At 41.7% G+C, this 17204-nt stretch carries 16 protein-coding genes; 12 read left to right on the forward strand and 4 right to left on the reverse strand.

Going from position 1 to position 17204, the window contains the following annotated elements; genetic code table 11:
- The first annotated feature begins 102 nt into the window (after positions 1 to 102).
- The 7 genes from moaA to ACO05G_RS03430 all read left to right on the forward strand — a co-directional run bounded on the left by moaA (position 103) and on the right by ACO05G_RS03430 (position 5820).
- Positions 103 to 1083 (forward strand): GTP 3',8-cyclase MoaA, encoded by a 981-nt coding sequence (gene moaA / locus ACO05G_RS03400; RefSeq protein ID WP_421764692.1) that lies wholly within the window; start codon positions 103 to 105, stop codon positions 1081 to 1083.
- A complete protein-coding gene (gene moaC, locus ACO05G_RS03405) occupies positions 1080 to 1550 on the forward strand; it encodes a cyclic pyranopterin monophosphate synthase MoaC (protein ID WP_421764693.1) in 471 nt (156 codons plus the stop codon). Before moaA ends, moaC begins: the two co-directional genes overlap by 4 nt.
- A complete protein-coding gene (mobA, locus tag ACO05G_RS03410; RefSeq protein WP_421764694.1) occupies positions 1534 to 2118 on the forward strand; it encodes a molybdenum cofactor guanylyltransferase in 585 nt (194 codons plus the stop codon). The genes moaC and mobA overlap by 17 nt, the downstream gene beginning before the upstream one ends.
- Positions 2115 to 3119 (forward strand): HesA/MoeB/ThiF family protein, encoded by a 1005-nt coding sequence (locus tag ACO05G_RS03415; RefSeq protein WP_421764695.1) that lies wholly within the window; start codon positions 2115 to 2117, stop codon positions 3117 to 3119. Before mobA ends, ACO05G_RS03415 begins: the two co-directional genes overlap by 4 nt.
- Positions 3116 to 3868 carry a sulfite exporter TauE/SafE family protein gene (locus ACO05G_RS03420; protein WP_421764696.1) on the forward strand — a complete coding sequence of 251 codons (753 nt, stop codon included), beginning with the start codon at positions 3116 to 3118 and terminating at the stop codon, positions 3866 to 3868. Before ACO05G_RS03415 ends, ACO05G_RS03420 begins: the two co-directional genes overlap by 4 nt.
- A gap of 249 nt (positions 3869 to 4117) precedes the next feature.
- Positions 4118 to 5299 carry a molybdopterin molybdotransferase MoeA gene (locus ACO05G_RS03425; protein ID WP_421764697.1) on the forward strand — a complete coding sequence of 394 codons (1182 nt, stop codon included), beginning with the start codon at positions 4118 to 4120 and terminating at the stop codon, positions 5297 to 5299.
- Between the two features lie 212 nt (positions 5300 to 5511).
- Positions 5512 to 5820, forward strand: coding sequence for a DUF7009 family protein (locus tag ACO05G_RS03430; protein ID WP_421764698.1), 309 nt, complete (start codon positions 5512 to 5514; stop codon positions 5818 to 5820).
- Positions 5821 to 5974: 154 nt separating this feature from the next.
- Here the strand turns inward: ACO05G_RS03430 and ACO05G_RS03435 are convergent, their stop codons facing one another.
- From ACO05G_RS03435 to ACO05G_RS03445, 3 genes are read right to left on the reverse strand one after another with little or no spacing between them, the layout of a single operon-like run.
- Entirely contained in the window at positions 5975 to 6568 is a 594-nt protein-coding gene (locus ACO05G_RS03435) for a nucleotidyltransferase family protein (protein WP_421764699.1), read from the reverse strand.
- Complete coding sequence (locus ACO05G_RS03440) at positions 6565 to 7722, reverse strand: XdhC family protein (protein ID WP_421764700.1); 1158 nt, start codon at positions 7720 to 7722, stop codon at positions 6565 to 6567. The genes ACO05G_RS03435 and ACO05G_RS03440 overlap by 4 nt, the downstream gene beginning before the upstream one ends.
- Entirely contained in the window at positions 7719 to 8843 is a 1125-nt protein-coding gene (locus ACO05G_RS03445) for a cysteine desulfurase family protein (protein ID WP_421764701.1), read from the reverse strand. Before ACO05G_RS03445 ends, ACO05G_RS03440 begins: the two co-directional genes overlap by 4 nt.
- Positions 8844 to 8957: 114 nt before the next feature.
- On the opposite strand from ACO05G_RS03445, the gene ACO05G_RS03450 reads away from it, so the two are divergent.
- From ACO05G_RS03450 to ACO05G_RS03460, 3 genes are all read left to right on the forward strand, one after another.
- Positions 8958 to 9419 carry a (2Fe-2S)-binding protein gene (locus tag ACO05G_RS03450; RefSeq protein WP_421764702.1) on the forward strand — a complete coding sequence of 154 codons (462 nt, stop codon included), beginning with the start codon at positions 8958 to 8960 and terminating at the stop codon, positions 9417 to 9419.
- A 21-nt stretch (positions 9420 to 9440) separates the two neighbouring features.
- On the forward strand, positions 9441 to 11639 hold the full coding sequence (locus ACO05G_RS03455) for a molybdopterin cofactor-binding domain-containing protein (RefSeq protein WP_421764703.1): 2199 nt from the start codon (positions 9441 to 9443) through the stop codon (positions 11637 to 11639).
- Between the two features lie 76 nt (positions 11640 to 11715).
- Positions 11716 to 14103, forward strand: coding sequence for a tetratricopeptide repeat protein (locus tag ACO05G_RS03460; RefSeq protein WP_421764704.1), 2388 nt, complete (start codon positions 11716 to 11718; stop codon positions 14101 to 14103).
- A 76-nt stretch (positions 14104 to 14179) separates the two neighbouring features.
- On the opposite strand, the gene ACO05G_RS03465 is transcribed toward ACO05G_RS03460, so the two are convergent.
- Complete coding sequence (locus ACO05G_RS03465; RefSeq protein WP_421764705.1) at positions 14180 to 14935, reverse strand: EcsC family protein; 756 nt, start codon at positions 14933 to 14935, stop codon at positions 14180 to 14182.
- Positions 14936 to 15056: 121 nt separating this feature from the next.
- Between ACO05G_RS03465 and ACO05G_RS03470 the strand changes: the two genes are divergently transcribed.
- Positions 15057 to 15419 carry a DUF1801 domain-containing protein gene (locus tag ACO05G_RS03470; RefSeq protein WP_421765704.1) on the forward strand — a complete coding sequence of 121 codons (363 nt, stop codon included), beginning with the start codon at positions 15057 to 15059 and terminating at the stop codon, positions 15417 to 15419.
- A gap of 131 nt (positions 15420 to 15550) precedes the next feature.
- On the forward strand, positions 15551 to 17188 hold the full coding sequence (locus tag ACO05G_RS03475) for an alpha/beta fold hydrolase (protein ID WP_421764706.1): 1638 nt from the start codon (positions 15551 to 15553) through the stop codon (positions 17186 to 17188).
- The last annotated feature ends 16 nt before the right edge of the window (positions 17189 to 17204 follow it).

Raw genomic sequence — 17204 nt, forward strand, 5'->3', positions numbered from 1 at the left:
ATTCGGGAGATTCCTACGGCTTTCCAGCCCAAATTCATCGCTAAAGCCTCTGAATGACGGTTTTTTGTTTAGTTATTCAGGCTTTTTAAATCGAGTAGTGGGATGAAGAAGCTGCAAGACAAATTCGGAAGAGAGATTAACTATCTCCGGCTATCGGTGACCGATAGGTGTAACCTAAGGTGCACCTATTGTATGCCGGAGCGTGGAATGGTGTTCGAGCCCAAAGAGCATATTTTATCCTATGAGGAATTGCTGAACCTTGTGGATGTGATGGGTGAAATGGGGATTAGCAAAATCAGGTTGACCGGAGGAGAACCGTTTGTTCGAGCCGATCTGATGTATTTCATCAAGGAGCTATCTAAAAAGCCCTATCTGGAAAAAATCAGTATCACTTCTAATTTGACATTGATTCGTCCTCATTTGGATGAACTGGAATCACTTGGGGTCAAGGATATCAATGTAAGTCTGGATTGTCTGGATCGACAGAAATTTAAAGAGATCACCCGAAGAGATGAATACGAAGAGGTTTCGGCTGCTTTATATGAAATGATAGCCAGGGATTTTAACCTGAAGGTGAATTGTGTCGTGATGGAGGGTGTTAACGAAGATCAGATCCTTCCATTGATTGAACTTGCAAAAGAGCATCTTGTATCTGTTCGATTCCTTGAAGAAATGCCTTTTAATGGCTTAGGAGGGAAGGTGGAAACCCCGATGAATTATAAAGACATTCTTTCAGTCATAGAGAAGGAACATGATTTTACAAAAATGATCGATGGCCCGCATTCTACCTCGCAGAATTATCAAATAGCCGGGTTTAAAGGTTCATTTGGTGTGATTCCATCTTTTAGTCGAACGTTCTGTGGGGATTGCAATCGATTGAGGATGACGGCAACTGGAGAGATCCGCACCTGCCTGTATGGACATAGCCAGTTGAATTTGAGAGACATATTACGATCCGGTGCTTCTAGAGAAGAAGTGAAAGAGGCATTGATGGTTGCGGTGGCCAATAAACCTAAGGATGGGTTTGCGGCAGCTGAGGAAAATGAAAAAGAGTATTTATCCATGACCAAATTAGGAGGATGAGTGAGTTAACACATATAAACAAAGAGGGGGACGTCCACATGGTGGATGTGAGTGGAAAGAAGATAACTGAGCGTATTGCAGTTGCAACATCCACAGTAAAATTCTCTCCAGAGGCTTTTGAAACCATTAAAAAGAATGGCTTTAATACAAAAAAAGGAAGCCTGATTCAGACGGCAGTTTTAGCCGGGATTGGAGCGGTCAAGAAAACATCTGATTTGATTCCGCTGTGTCACAACATTCCAATATCCAAAGTTGATATTGATATTCAGCCAATCGAAAATGGATTTAGTATCACCTGTCTGGTGAAAACGACCGGTCAAACAGGTGTAGAAATGGAGGCTTTAACCGGTGCATCTGTTGCCGGATTATGCATTTATGATATGTGCAAGGCTCTGTCTCACGACATCATCATTGGACCAACACAATTACAGGAAAAGAAAGGAGGGAAGCGTGACTTCAAGCGATGAATTGTATGGATTGGTATTAATGGGCGGCCAAAGCTCCCGCATGGGGACGGATAAGTCTGCGCTAAATTATCATGGCAAACCACAAGTGGAATATTTGTTCGACCTACTCCAGGCTAAACTTTCCAAGGCATTCGTTTCAGTTCGAAAAGGACAATCGGTTGGATTTACTGATCAGGTAATTGAGGATAGTCTGGATACCAAAGGACCGATCAATGGCATTATTAGTGCCATGCGTGCACATCCTGATAAGGCGTGGCTGGTGCTAGCGGTAGATCTACCTTTTGTGACTGACCAAACGATAGATCAGCTGATCAAAAATCGTGATCAAACGGCCCTGGGAACTTCACTGGCTACTCGGGAGACCGGATTACCTGAGCCTTTAATAGCCATTTGGGAAGGGCATGCTCGTCCGGTTTTGGAGGAATTTCATATCGAACAAGACATGAGGTGTCCGCGCAAATTCATGATGAATCATTCAGTCCATCTGACACACCCTCAGGATGATCAGGAGTTGTACAATGCGAACAACCCTGACGAATACGAGTTTGCCAAGTCATTGATTCAATGAACACTGAGCGCTACCAACGGCAGATTGTGCTCCCGGACTTTGGAGCAGTGGGACAGCAGAAATTGCTGGATGCCAAAGTGGTAGTGGTTGGAGCCGGAGGTCTGGGCGTACCCGTGCTTCAGTATCTGGTAGGAATGGGCGTTGGAACTATCCGAATTGTTGACGGAGATGATGTTTCGCTAAGCAATTTGCAGCGTCAGGTGCTTTATTCCACCGCTGATGTGGGTAAGAAAAAAGCAGAAGTAGCTAAGGAACGGTTAAAAGGCTTGAATCCTGAAGTATCCATTGAAGTGACGACTCAAATGCTCGAAAAACAAAATGCCAACGACCTAATTTCAGGGTGTGATTTGGTAATTGATTGTACGGATAATATTGAAACGCGATACATCATCAATGATGTGTGCGTAGCAAATGAAATTCCATTTGTTTATGGAGCGCTTTACAAACACGAAGGGCATGTAAGTGTGTTCAACGACGAAGGCAGTCCCAGCTATCGAGACGTGTATCCGGATGACTCAGCGAAAGTGGATAATTGCAATGAGATCGGAGTGTTGGGTGTGTTGCCAGGAATCATTGGCACGTACCAGGCCATGGAAGCGGTAAAAATCCTGACAGGGATTGGTCAACCTTTGGTGGGAAAATTATTGGTGGTAGATGCCATCAATACCGAGCACCATGTATTTGAATTGGCCCCAATCACCAAGCCCGAACCAAAAAAGGAGCCCCGCCAGGAATCCTGGTTGACCTGGCAAGAACTAACCGAAATGGACCTGAAACGATATCATTTAATAGATGTGCGATCGAAGGTTGAGTATAGTCAAAATCACGATGATCGTTTTGAGAATCGACCAATGGATGAGTTGACAGACTTTAAGGTTGATAAAGAAGTAATCCTGGTTTGTAATAAAGGGAATGCTACCCGTCAAGCTGCAGCAATTATAGCTGCGCAAAATCCGGAAATAAAGGTATTTCAAATGAAAGGGGGATACAGTACGCAATGAACGAGTATGTACTCCTGGGGTTGTTTTTTGTTATAGCACTTTTTTATTCCTCCATCGGGTTTGGAGGAGGCTCCAGCTACCTGGCTATTTTGAGTTTGGTATTGACTGATTTTTATGAAATCAGAACCTTGGCACTGGTGCTCAATGTAATCGTGGTTACCATTGGAACGATTGTTTTTTTAAGGAAACGAGTATTTAAGTTGTCACTTTTCTGGCCGTTCCTATTGCTAAGCATTCCAATGGCTTTTTTTGGGGCCCAGCTTAGACTGACAGAACAGGTATTTTTCATCATTTTGGGAATCGCTTTGATCCTTGCAGCTGTGGCCATGCTTGCTCAGTCCATTATCAAAAAGGGAAAGTCATCGAACCTCAATACTTCTAAAAGAATGGTTTTAGGAGGAGGTATTGGCATGTTATCCGGGCTGGTGGGCATAGGGGGAGGGATCTTTTTATCACCTACCCTTAACTTGATGAAGTGGCAGAATGCGATGACGGTTGCTTCGCTGGCCTCTTTTTTCATTTTGGTTAATTCTTTGGCTGGAATTACGGGGTTGGTTGTTAATGATACGTTTCAGTTGAATGCCTCATTTGCGAGCGGAATTATCATTGCGGTGATGCTTGGAGGGTTGGTTGGTTCACAGCTTTCGATAAAGATGAACCTCAACATCATTCGGAGGCTTACGGCTATTCTTGTTTTGTATGTGGGGGTGAGGATTGTGTTGTTGCATGGTTTTGATATTGCAATTTAGAATTGAAGTGATCTGAATGAGTTTTCAAATGAATTGGTCAATGAGTTTAGATAGCATCCGTGGTAAATTCAATGGGTGTTCTATCGCTCTTTTAAGTCTTCATTTTTGGCTTGACCCAAAAACGAAGCAAAAAGGTCAAGAAAGTTTGAAAGCTATCAGCCCACAGGCCTGCGCTGGCCCGCCAAACTTTCATTCCCACCCTCCATTACGAAGGATTACTTTATAGTTTTCACTTATGATTTTAAAAGAATGATACCAGTAAAAGAAGCATTAGCCATCATTGAACAACAGAAAGGATCCTTTGGATCGGAGGTGATTCCGTTTGAGCAGTCGGTGGACCGGATATTGGATGAGGATGTGATGGCAGATCGGGATTTTCCGCCTTTCAATCGGGCGGCCATGGACGGGATAGCGATTTCAATGAGCGACTGGAATAAGGGAATGCGATCGTTTCCGGTGAGTGGCGAGCAATTTGCAGGTGCACCTCAGCAGGAATTGATGCCCGGAACATGTTTGGAAATTATGACGGGAGCAGTGGTGCCAAAAGGAGCTGATGTGGTGATCAGATATGAAGATGTAACCATTGAAAATGGACAGGCAAGAGTTAATATTGATGAGGTTAGCCAAGGCCAAAACATCCATCCACAAGGGGTGGATTCGAAATCTGGAACAATACTGATTCCTAGCGGAAAGCAACTCACCATTGGTGATGTAGGCATTTTGACTTCTGTTGGAAAGGTGGAAGTAATGGTCAGGCGATTGCCCAAGGCAGCCTTGATCTCTACAGGAGATGAATTAGTAGAGCCTCATGAAACCCCCTTGACACATCAGATTCGCAAATCAAATATTCATACCCTCGCCACACTCTTAAAGAAATCGGGTATTGATTTCACCATATTTCATATCAATGATTCCAAGGAGGAAATCACACGAGAAATTGGTCAGATATTGAAATCCTATGACTTGGTTCTCATGAGTGGGGGCGTCTCTAAAGGTAAGAGAGACTATATCCCGGAAGTGCTGGAAGAACTGGGGGTGAAAAAGCACTTTCATCGGGTGATGCAGCGACCGGGAAAACCACTTTGGTTTGGTAGCAATGATTCTGCTACTGTATTCGGATTCCCCGGAAATCCTGTATCTACACTCGCGTGCTTCATGGTCTACTGCAGGCATTGGTTGAACGTTTCATTGGGTATTCTAATTGAGGAACATCATGCCAAATTGGGTAGAGAAATTAAATTCGAAAAAAAGCTGACATTCTTCGCTTCGGTCTCTGTGAAAAACGAAATGGGTCAGCTAATTGCCACACCAATAAAGGGCAATGGATCGGGAGACCTAGTCAGTCTCTCGCTGGCGGATGGATTCATAGAATTACCGGCTGAGAAGTCTATTTTCAAAGAAGGGGAAGTGTATCCGATATATTTGTTCTAGCAGAGTAAACGCAGGCTCTACGTAATTAGATGATGTAGAAAAGGCTTATTAGAAGTTCCATTTTTAAGATGAAATTCCTCCCTTGAGGGAGGTTAGGAGGGTGTTTTATGATTATTTTACTCATTATAAATACTCAAAAACACCCCTATAATCCCCGCTTCCGCGGACGGCTCAAGGGGATATTCACTAACAGAAATCAAGCTTAGCTCGAAATGAAACTAAGAATCAATCATTCGTCCATTCGTATTCGGTTAGGTAAGCAGGACATTCAGGAACTCAAAGAACAACGGCAGGTAAAGAACGAGCTCCTTTTTCCTGGTGGACAGAAGCTGATTTACCAACTTGAAATAGGTGCATCCTTTCATGCTTCTTTAGATACGAACTGTTTGATCCTCACTATTCCAAGTGATGAATCAGATGATTGGTTAAACTCTGAGAAACTCGCAATAGAGACTAAACTGTCAAGAAAAGGGAAGGGTGAATTGGTCCTCCTTATCGAGAAAGATTTACATGATCTTTAATTCTATCTTTATCAAGTTTAGATTCTGACTGTTCCACGACGGAATAAATTCAGAATGACTAGTATTTATATTTCTACTCTCCCTAACGAAGAAGTCATACTGAACTTGTTTCAGTACCGTCTTATTGCATGCTTGATAAAGTTAGAATCAGGATTTATTCCAGCTTCCCCAAATCTTCAGGAGTATCGATATCAATGGCTCCTTTGGAGAAAGGAATCGTTCGCACATGATCTAATTGCTGTTGGATCAGCTTTCTGGCCCCCTGATCTCCTTTCAACTTCATCAAATCTTCAAAAAAATGATGACTAAAAATTGCCGGAACACCCATTTGATTGGCGTAAGCGCATGTCGCAATACATGGTTCGGTTGCATCCTGACTCGCAATCAATTGATTAATTATTTCAACACTCACATAAGGTTGATCGGATAGCATGATGATCACATGTCTAAGGTCTGTACATTTACTTTGAAGGCTTTTAAGTCCGGTATGAATGGAAGTACTCATACCTTTTTGCCATTCATAATTATGAATGACACTAAATGTTCCCGGAATTATGACCTCTTGAATGAGCTCGCCTTTTGCACCAAGAACAAGCACGCGTTCCTTCACATGAACTTCCTGTCCGATATCTAAGATGTGCTGAAGGAGCGGTTTATCTTCAAATTTGACCAGTTGCTTTGGTTGACCCAACCTGCTGGAAGCACCGGCAGCCAAAACCATGAGTCCGATATTTCCATTGGTTTTCAAATCCTCAAAGTATCAAATTGGGTGTTTTCTTTCGTATGGATAGGTCCTTGCTTGTCTCGCAGGAAAGTTCCCTTGGTTCCATTCAAAACGGCATTGATCTCCGCCAAAACGGAGATGGCTATTTCTTCCGGAGTTTCAGCCCCGATCTCTAAACCGATAGGCGTGTATATTCGATCCTGTTGTTCTTGTGAGATTTCAATGCCTTTTTCTTTTAGTTCATCCACCATACGCTGGAACTTCTTCTTCGGCCCTAAAATTCCGATGTAAGGAACTTGATCATATGTAAGAATGCACTTTAGAATAGAAAGGTCATACTGATAATTGTGCGTCATCAATACAAAAACCGTCTGTTCATTAATGAGGATGTTTTGAAGTGCTTCTTCCGGTTTCGCTACAATGATTTGACAAGAGGAGGTAAATCGGGATTCGGACGCATGTGAAGGTCTGCCATCTACCACATAGATGTTCCATCCGAGTGTTTCGGCCATTAGCGCCAGTCCCTGTGTATCATTCCCGGCACCCACAATGACCAGTGAAACTGCAGGAGCGAAGTACTCAATAAAAGCATTATGCGTTGTTTGGTCTTCCTCATAGGCCCTGAAAAGCGATCGTTTTTCTTCAAAAACAGTCACCGCATCTTTGAGAATGGCTTCTTGTAATGATGAATCATCAATGGATCCAAGCGTTTTTGCTCCATCTTTTAACAGTAAAGTACACCCTGGCTGTTCTCCTCTTTTGTCTTTCAGGTTAAATAGGGTCACCATGACATAGGGCTTATCTTCATTGATGATCTGCTCCAGGAGAGCAATTGGATTTATAGGATCGTCTTGATCGATCGGCTCAAACAGCACTTGAATGATACCCTCACATCCAAGCTGAGCACCCACCACCGCATCTGCTTCATCGCTGGTGTCATAAGAGATCAGCACATTTTTATTTTGAACCAATGCATGCAGGGCTTTTCTAAGGGCATCACCTTCCAGACAGCCACCACTAATGGCTCCAGTCGTGATCCCATGTTCGTCTACCAACATTCGAGCGCTGGGTCGCCGATACGAAGAGCCATCCACATGAACTACCGTTGCAAGCACGGTCTTTATTCCTTCTGCGGTAGCTTTCTTGTACGCTTCGATGATGGTTTTTAATTCTCTCATGCTCTCAACTTGCTGACGGCTTCTGTCACTTTTTGTATGGCGAAATCAACTTCTTCATCCGTAGTAAATCTACCCAGACTAAAACGAAGTGAGGAGTTTGCCAATTGATCAGGAATGCCCATGGCTTTTAATACATGTGAAGGTTCGACCACAGCAGACGTGCATGCTGATCCCTGAGAAACCGCCAGTCCATTGAGTGAAAGCAACAATCGTTCGCTATCAACCCCAGAAAAAGCGATGTTGGTTACATTCGGAAGCCTGTTTTCTTTTCCGCCATTCAGCTGAGTCCCCTCGATAGATAATAAGGATTGCTCCAGCTTGTCTCTGAGACTTTTAATTCTACTACCCTCTTCTCTCATTTCCTGTTTACATAATTCACATGCCTTCCCGAATCCTACAATAGCCGGAACGTTCAAAGTGCCTGAGCGGATTCCTCGTTCATGTCCGCCTCCTTCAATGAGTGACCCAACCTTAGTTCCTTTACGAATGTAAAGCGCTCCAATTCCCTTTGGGCCATACATTTTATGACTTGAGAATGACATCAGGTCAATGCCTAAATCACTCACCTCAACTGGAATTTTACCAACAGCTTGAGTCGCATCGGTATGAAACAACCCTTGATTGGAATGAGTGAAAGTTGAAAGTTCTTTGATGGGTTGGGTGCATCCTGTCTCATTGTTGGCCATCATGATGCTGACCAATCTGGTGTGATCGGAAATTTTCTTTTGTAATTCATTGATTTCAAGCAATCCATCTGATTGTACAGGTAGTATCTCAACATCAATTCCTTTAGCTGCTAATGATTCTGCCGGATCAAGAATGGCTTTATGCTCAGTAGCGCAGGTGATGAAATGATTTCCTTCATTCAGCAAGCCTTTCAAAGCCAGGTTGTTGGATTCTGTAGCTCCCGAGGTGAATACGATCTCATTTGGATTGGCCCCAATCAAATCGGCAACTTGTTCTCGTGCGTGATCCACGGCTTCCTTCGCCTCCCATCCGTACGCATGATTGCGACTGGATGCATTCCCAAACTGCTCAGAAAAGTAAGGAAGCATTTCATCAACCACTCGTGGATCAGTGGGGGTAGTAGCGTTATTGTCCAGATAGGCTCGTTGAATCATTGAAAATTAAAATTAAGCTGAAATTATACAATTGATTAACCGTCCACATAAGTGGTCTGGACATTGGAATAGAAATTCGCTAATTTGTATAGCCTTACCAAAAATGATATCAACATGGCCGCTTTTTCAATTAAAGTAAATGGTAAAACTCATCAGGTAGACGTAGATGCGGATACTCCGGTGTTATGGGTTTTACGAGATCATCTCAAGCTTGTCGGAACAAAATTTGGATGCGGAATCGCTTCGTGTGGCGCCTGCACCATTCATGCAGATGGTAATGCGATACGCTCTTGTTCGCTACCCGTATCAGCGGTTAAAGATATGGAATTGACTACCATAGAAGGCTTGTCAAAGGGCGGAGATCATCCCGTTCAGGAAGCATGGCTTGAACATGATGTTCCGCAATGCGGATATTGCCAGGCAGGTCAAATCATGAATGCAGCGGCTTTGCTGAAAAACAATCCAAATCCAACGGACGAAGAAATATCGCAAGGAATGAATGGAAATATTTGCCGATGCGGCACCTACATCCGTATCAATCAAGCGATCAAGACAGCAGCCTCTAAAATGTCCTAACTCACCCAAAAGAAATCTATTATGACACTCATAAGAACACAAATCAATCGCCGTTCATTCATGAAACTTTCTGCAGCAGCAGGAGGAGGGATGATGTTAGGATTCAGTTGGTTGGCTTCATGCTCATCACCTAAGGAGGAATATGCTCAAATTCCGGAAGAATGGTTTGATATCAATGCATTTATCAAAATAGGGGAGAATGGTACGGTCACCATCTATTCACCAAACCCTGAGATCGGACAAAATGTGAAAACCTCCATGCCGGTTATTGTAGCTGAGGAATTGGATATTGATTGGAAAAATGTAATCGTTGAGCAAGCGGATTTGAATACCGTGAAATACAATCGTCAATTAGCTGGTGGAAGTCAGTCCATTCGTCATGGATGGCAAAGCTTGCGTATGGCAGGAGCTACCGGACGAAGAATGATGATGGAAGCAGCTGCTAAGCAATGGGAAGTTCCCGTGAGCGAATTAACGACCAGTTTGGGTGAAGTGATCCATGCTGCAAGTGATAGAAAAATTGGATATGGAGCGTTGGCTTCATTGGCCGCAACTTTAGAAATTCCTGCAGAGGTAGAATTAAAAGACAATGCAGATTTTAAGCTTATCGGTGGGAATATTAAGAATGTTGATGCAAAGAAAATAGTCACAGGAGAGCCACTTTTCGGATTGGATTACGAGCAAGAAGGTATGCTCACGGCCATGATCGTTCATCCTCCGGCCTTTGGTATGAAAATGAAATCGTTCGATGCTTCTGAGGCTAAATCAATGCCCGGAATCAAAGATGTGATTGTGGTCAATACAGAACCAAAGGAAAAACAATGGTCAGATACGAATGCGTTTACCGAACTGATTGCTGTGGTGGGTGAATCCACCTGGCAGGTGATGAAAGCCAAGAAGGTATTGAAAGTAGAATGGGAGCAGGATACTCCAGCCGAAAATAGCGATGATCATGTGAGATTGTTGACAGAGGCGATGGATAAACCGGGAGAAGAAATGAGAAAAGATGGAGATCCGGAACAGGCTTCAATGAAAGCCGAAAAAGTAGTAGATAGTGTTTTTAGCGCTCCTTTTCTGGCTCACAATACCATGGAGCCTATGAATTTCTTTGCCAATGTAACAGCTGATAAAGCCGAGTTGGTTGGCCCAATCCAAACACCGGAATATCTTAGGTTATCGGCGATGGATCTGTTAGGAATGACTGAAGATCAGGTTTCGATTCAGATGACCCGAATGGGTGGAGGTTTTGGACGTAGATTATATGGCAATTTTGGTTTAGAAGCAGCAGCTATTTCGCAAAAAATGCAGGCTCCAGTTAAGCTGGTGTACACCCGAGAGGATGATATGACCCAGGGAACTTATCGGCCAGCATATCGGGTGGCCTATAAAGCGTCACTAGATGAAAATGGTAATTTACTTTCCTGGCAAGCGAAAGGTGCCGGAATTCCGAGCGATCCGCTATTCCCGCATCGATTTCCGGCGGGAACAATTGATCACTTCAAAGTAGAACGTGTACGTATTCCAACGAATATTTCGACAGGGGCATGGCGTGCTCCCCGATCAAACTTTATTGCTGGAGCTGAGCAATCCTTTATGGATGAAGTGGCCGAAGCTGCAGGCAAGGATCCGATTGAATTTAGACTCAATCTGTTTGATCGAGCGAATAATGATCCGGTGGGAGAAACCAATGACTATGATCCTGAAAGATATGCGGGGGTATTGAAGCTCGTTCGAGAAAAATCAAACTGGGGAACCGAGATGCCAAACGTTTACCGAGGAGTATCAGCCTATTACTGTCATAACTCCTATGTGGCACAGGTGGTAGATCTCGAGAAGGTCGGCAATGACCTTAAAATCAAGAAAGTGTGGTGTGCTGTAGATTGTGGTATTGTTGTGAATGTGGAAGGTGCCCTAAATCAAATACAAGGAGGTATCATTGATGGGATTGGACATGCAATGTATAGCACACTGACATTCAAAGATGGAAAGCCTCAGCAGGAAAATTTCAATGGTTACAAACTCATTCGAAACAGTGAAGCTCCATTGGAAATTGAGACACATTTCGTTGAGAATGGAATTGACCCAACAGGTCTTGGGGAGCCGTCCTTGCCGCCAATATCAGCGGCATTGGCTAATGCATTGTATCAAGCTACAGGCCAACGCTATTATCATCAGCCATTCTCAAGTGCTGATCAGGTACAGGTTGAGATGGTGGGTTAGATCACTTAAGAATCGTACTATATTCACTAAACGTGGATTAGTGAAACAGTGAGTCTTTAGATACTTTTACGGCATCATGAACATCTCAAGTTCTTGTCGTTATATATTATCAATTCTGGTTGGTGGTATTCTGTTCTTTGGTCCAACCGGATATACTTGCGCTCAAAAAGGAGATAGTCTAATTGTAAGCCTACCTTCTTCAATGGAAATTATTGATCAGGTTGATACATTGAACGCTTTGGGATTTGGCTTGATCTTCACAGATCCTACAGAATCCAGAGCTGTTTTTAATGAAGCAATTGCACTTTCTTCTTCGATAGAATATAAAAAGGGGCTGGCTATTGCTTTGAAAAACAAAGCCATTTCATATGATATTCAGGGAAATTCAAATCAAGCAATTATTCACTATCAGGAATCATTGACCTTACTTGAAAGTCTACAGGACACGCTAGGTATCTCCAGGCTTAAAAATAATCTTGGGATAGCCTTCAAAAATTTGGGTGATCTGGAAACATCCCGGAAGTTCTACAATGAGTCAATTGAGTTGAAAAAGATCATTGGAGATCTAAGAGGTGTAGCTTATGGCTTGAACAATGTTGGGGAGTTATTCCAAAAAGAGAAGTCTTATGAAACAGCACTAGAGTATTTCGAAAACGCGTATGCCATTGTCGATTCCTTAGGAGATGATAGAGGGCGTTCAATAACATTATCTAACCTGGCCATATCATACCTCGAGTTGGGTGATTACGACCTAGCTATTGCTAATCTTCAACAATCTATGGAAATTGATGAAGACTCAAAAGATCTTTACAGTTTGTCCTACTCATATATTCTTCTCGCAAAAGCTTATTTAAATACTAGCCGAATTTCAGAAGGGTTGAAATCCTTGCAGAGAGCAGAAGAAATTGCCAAAAGTATTGATGCGCTTAAAGTTTATTATGATAGTAAGGTTATAAAAGCTCAATTACTCAAAAAGGCGAATCAACTGGAAAGTTTGCCAAAGCTTTACGAAGAGATACTAGTGTTAAATGATAGTCTGGCTAAGATCAATTTGGCAGAAGAGACGGCAAAAATGAAAGCCATTTATGAGAGTAGAGAAAAAGAGATCATTATAGAAGATTTGAAAAAGGAATCTGCACTTAACCAGGAGCTTTTTGCGGCACAAGAAAGGCTATTTAGGTTAACGTTAGTGATTGCCATTTTATTAGTAATTCTACTTATCGTGGTTTATAGCTTTTACCAAAAAGTTACTAGCAAGAAAAAAGAGTTGGAGGTAAGGATTATTGAGCGAAATAGAGCCAAGGAGGAGGCTGAAAACGCAAGTCAGGCAAAATCTCAGTTTTTAGCTCAAATGAGTCATGAGATACGTACACCTTTGAATGCAATTATTGGTTATACAGATCAAATTATTGAAACTGACTTGGATGACACTCAGCGAAGGCATCTGGGAATTGTGAATCAATCTGCGATGGGACTATTGGGTATTATCAATGGAATTCTTGACCTCTCTAAGTTAGAGGCCGGAAAGTTGGAGTTAGTTGTAGAGCATACGGATCTTTTTGAGCTTTGCAGCCATGTAGTACAGATGACCAGCTACAAAGCGAGTAGAAAAAATATTGAGTTGAAACTAAGCCTAATGGATCAAAAACATCAGTATGTATTAGCTGATGATATTCGATTAAGACAAGTGCTGGTAAATCTTTTAGCTAATGCTGTTAAGTTTACAAATGAAGGGCAGATTGAACTCAAGGTCGAAGTTTTAGGAGAGCTGAAAAATGATAGAACCAACTTTAAATTCTCTGTATCAGATACAGGAATTGGTATCAAGCCTGAAAATGTAGAGAAAATCTTTGAAGCATTCTCACAAGAAGACCCCTCTACCACACGAAAATATGGAGGTACAGGATTAGGTCTTTCTATTTCTAACACACTCCTTTCTCTGATGGACAGTAAATTGGAGGTACAAAGTACACACGGCGAGGGGAGCACGTTCTTTTTTGAAGTTGTATTTCAACACTCCAATCAAGCGCAAACTCAACTTAATAAGTTTGGATTTAGCCAACCTAAAAGAATAATTTCTAAGGACAAATTAAAAGTCCTCATAGCTGAAGACAATGCCAATAACATGGTGATTGCCAAGTCCATGTTAAAAAAAGCACTTCCTAATGCTCAAATAGTAGAGGTTGAAAATGGAATAGAGGCGGTGGAAATCTTTATGCATGAAAAGCCTGATATTGTTCTTATGGATGTTCAAATGCCTGAAATGGACGGCTATGATGCTACTCGTGAAATTCGAAAATCCGAGAATGGTCACAGAACTCCCATCATTGCGTTGACTGCAGGTTCTATGCGTGCAGATAAAGAAAAGTGTTATGAAGCTGGAATGGATGATTTCGTTAGCAAACCCATCATTAATAATGCACTTGCCAATGTGCTGGAAAAATGGATAAATACCAAAGGTTAGACTTTCTCGATTTTGGAAGTCCTTCTATTCTAAGTGAATGAGTAAGCAAGACTCGGTGTAATTCTAAGGTACCTTCCTATTTGTCCAGTAATTTCACCTGCTTAAACTTATCATGCCTCATCCGATAAGCGTTCATAGCAGTTTTGCCAAGTTTATTGGTGAGCTTGTGGTTCACTAGTGCTCCAGCAATGGCACCAACTCCGGGTATGAGCTGCAAAAGCTTAGCCAGATCAATGTAATCTCTGTACTCAAGCTGAAATGTCCGCCAATCAAAGGCATTCATATCATCAGGAAGTTCATCTCTGGTGATCGTCCAGTTTTCCATTTTTTCAAAGATCATGTTCCGGTGTTGTTGACTGGAAAAGGTGAGCTGGAAAATGTAAAGGATATATATCCGCTCTTTATAGTCATTGGTATCATAGCCATAACGAGAAGCGATCTCGAACAGCATTTTCATTTTCAATGACAACCATAAAGGAAAATCAGCAAGACTAAGGAGAAAGCCACCAAAACCTGTAGCAGCCCCTTCTACAGCTGCAGAAGAAGAGTAGAAGTTGATACGTTCTTTTACCTTAACTTCAATTTCCTCTAACGAAGAAACTTCTCTTCTTTTTTTAGTTGTAAATCCTGAGCCAAATAGTACCCCTCTCGTAATCTCTTTAATTGCTTTGGTGATGGCTCGATGGACTTTTTCTGGTATGATTTGATTGATCTTTTTCTGAACCTTCTTGGTGGATTTATTCCAAAAGGAAGGTTTTTTGCGCATAGAATATTTCCATTCTAGGAGTTCAGTGGCAATTAGTTGTTCGTAAATAGAATTGGCTTTGGGCATTATGGAAATATACGGGTTTAAATGAATTATGTGCGAACCACAGTAGTTGAAGAAACCATTTCTTTCTTTAAGTTTAATAAGGCTAATGTTCTCTCCTATGGATATACAGGCGTTTAACGAAATGCAATCAGTTGAAGATAAGCAAATCTGTAAATTGATCATGAAGACAATTAATGAGCAGCTGCCTGAGGCAGAAAGTAAGATATGGCACAGGCATCCTGTTTGGTTTTTGAATGGTAATCCCATTGTGGGTTACAACAAATTGAAGGATTGTATCCGATTAATGTTTTGGAGTGGAGCTGATTTTGAAGAACCAGATTTAAAATTGGGAACAGGTAAATTTAAAGATGCTTCCATTCGCTATACTTCCGTAAACCAAATTCAGGTGGATGATTTGAAAAGATGGCTACTAAAGTCAAAAACGATCCAATGGGACTACAAAAACATTTATAAGAAAAAGGGGCGATTGGATCAAATCCAATGAAATTACTTTATGTAATAGAAAATTAACTACTGAGATTATTGAAATATCCGACATCTTTTTATGTCTGATAGACATAGAGTCAACTCTGATCACTATGTTTAATCATTGATTAAATTGTCCATTTACTCATCATGAAGCCTGTTACTCAGTATACGAAAAGTGGAAGTATTAACATAGCCTATCAGGTTTTTGGCTCTGGAACCAAAGATTTAGTTTATATCCCAGGATGGGTTTCTAATATTGACTTAATGTGGGCCTGCCCTGAACTTGTCAGTTTCTTACTAGAACTTGGAAAAATGGCACGTGTAATTCTTTTCGATAAAAGAGGAACAGGTCTCTCTGATCGTTTGGTGGAGTTTTCAACACTTGAGGAAAGAATGGATGATATCCGCGCGGTAATGGATGCGGTTGATTCGGAAAAAGCCATCTTATTTGGACATTCTGAGGGAGGTTCGGTATCGGCACTATTTGCAGCTACCTATCCGGAAAGAACGATTGGATTGATCAGTTTTGGAATTTTCGCGAAAAGAAGATTCAGTAAAGACTATCCATGGGCACCTACAGATGAGGAGCGACAGATTGTCTACGATATGATCGAAAATAGCTGGGGCAGTGGAGACATGGGCTTGGAATCTTTGGCTCCATCAATGGCAGAGGATAAGCGGTTCATGGACTGGCTATCAAACTATTTTAGATCCGGTGCTAGTCCCAGTGCTGCAATGGTGCTCACCAAAATGAATACACAGGTAGACATCATAAATATACTAGGCTCTATCAGGGTTCCTGCATTAATCATGCAACGAACAAATGATATTGATGTGAAAATCGAAGAGGGAAGATTTATAGCTGATCGAATAAAGAGGGCAAAATTTGTTGAACTGGAAGGTGAAGATCACCTCTTTTGGGTCGGAGACACAGAAGCTGTCTTAGACGAAATAAAGATTTTTTTGAATGATATTGGCCCTGAGCAAAATCATGAAGAAAAGCTCTTTACGATTGTTTCTGGTAAACTGAAGGTCATCCCTCAAGACGAATCAATTAGAAATTTGATTAAAGAAATTATTAAGAGAAATAAAGGAAAGCATACGCAATTTGATAATCTAACCTTTATATCCACATTTGACGGTCCAAGCAAAGCCATCAATTGCGGGATGGATTTAGTCAATTTTATGCGGAGTTTATCAGTTGAGGTTGCAGTAGTGGTTGACATGAAAGAGGGAGCTATTGAAGGGGACCAATTGGTCAATCTGAGTAATAAGGCGCTTATTGATTCTTTATTGGGACAATCTGAGTTTAACCAAATATTGGTGTCTCAGGCAGTTAGGTATCTGCTTTCTGGGGCAGATGTTATTTTTTCAGATTACAAGAAATTAAATATTCCTGGTGATGATAGTGTCCAGTTATATATCGCATCGGACCCAAATGATATGCACGAAAACCCAAGTCCGATTTTAAGAGATGATTCATTTTTTGATGGCGTGATTAAAATTATCGAGAAGAACTATGAAAGCGAGAGCTTTGGAGTAGATATGCTGTGCAAGGAGGTAGGAATCAGTGAACGACAGTTGCAACGTAAGTTAAAGGCAATCACGAATAAATCTCCGATCCAGCTAATATCCAGTGTAAGACTTCATCAGGCAAAAGAACTACTAATGACCGGTAGCAAAAACATATCTGAGGTAGCATATATGACAGGGTTCAACAATCCCTCTTACTTCGCAAAATGCTTTAAAAAAGAGTTTGGTGTTAGCCCCTCTTCGATCAACTAAGCACATTTATGTCGGA

Origin of the sequence: Ekhidna sp. (assembly GCF_965227465.1) — a bacterium.
Taxonomy (GTDB): Bacteria; Bacteroidota; Bacteroidia; order Cytophagales; family Cyclobacteriaceae; genus Ekhidna.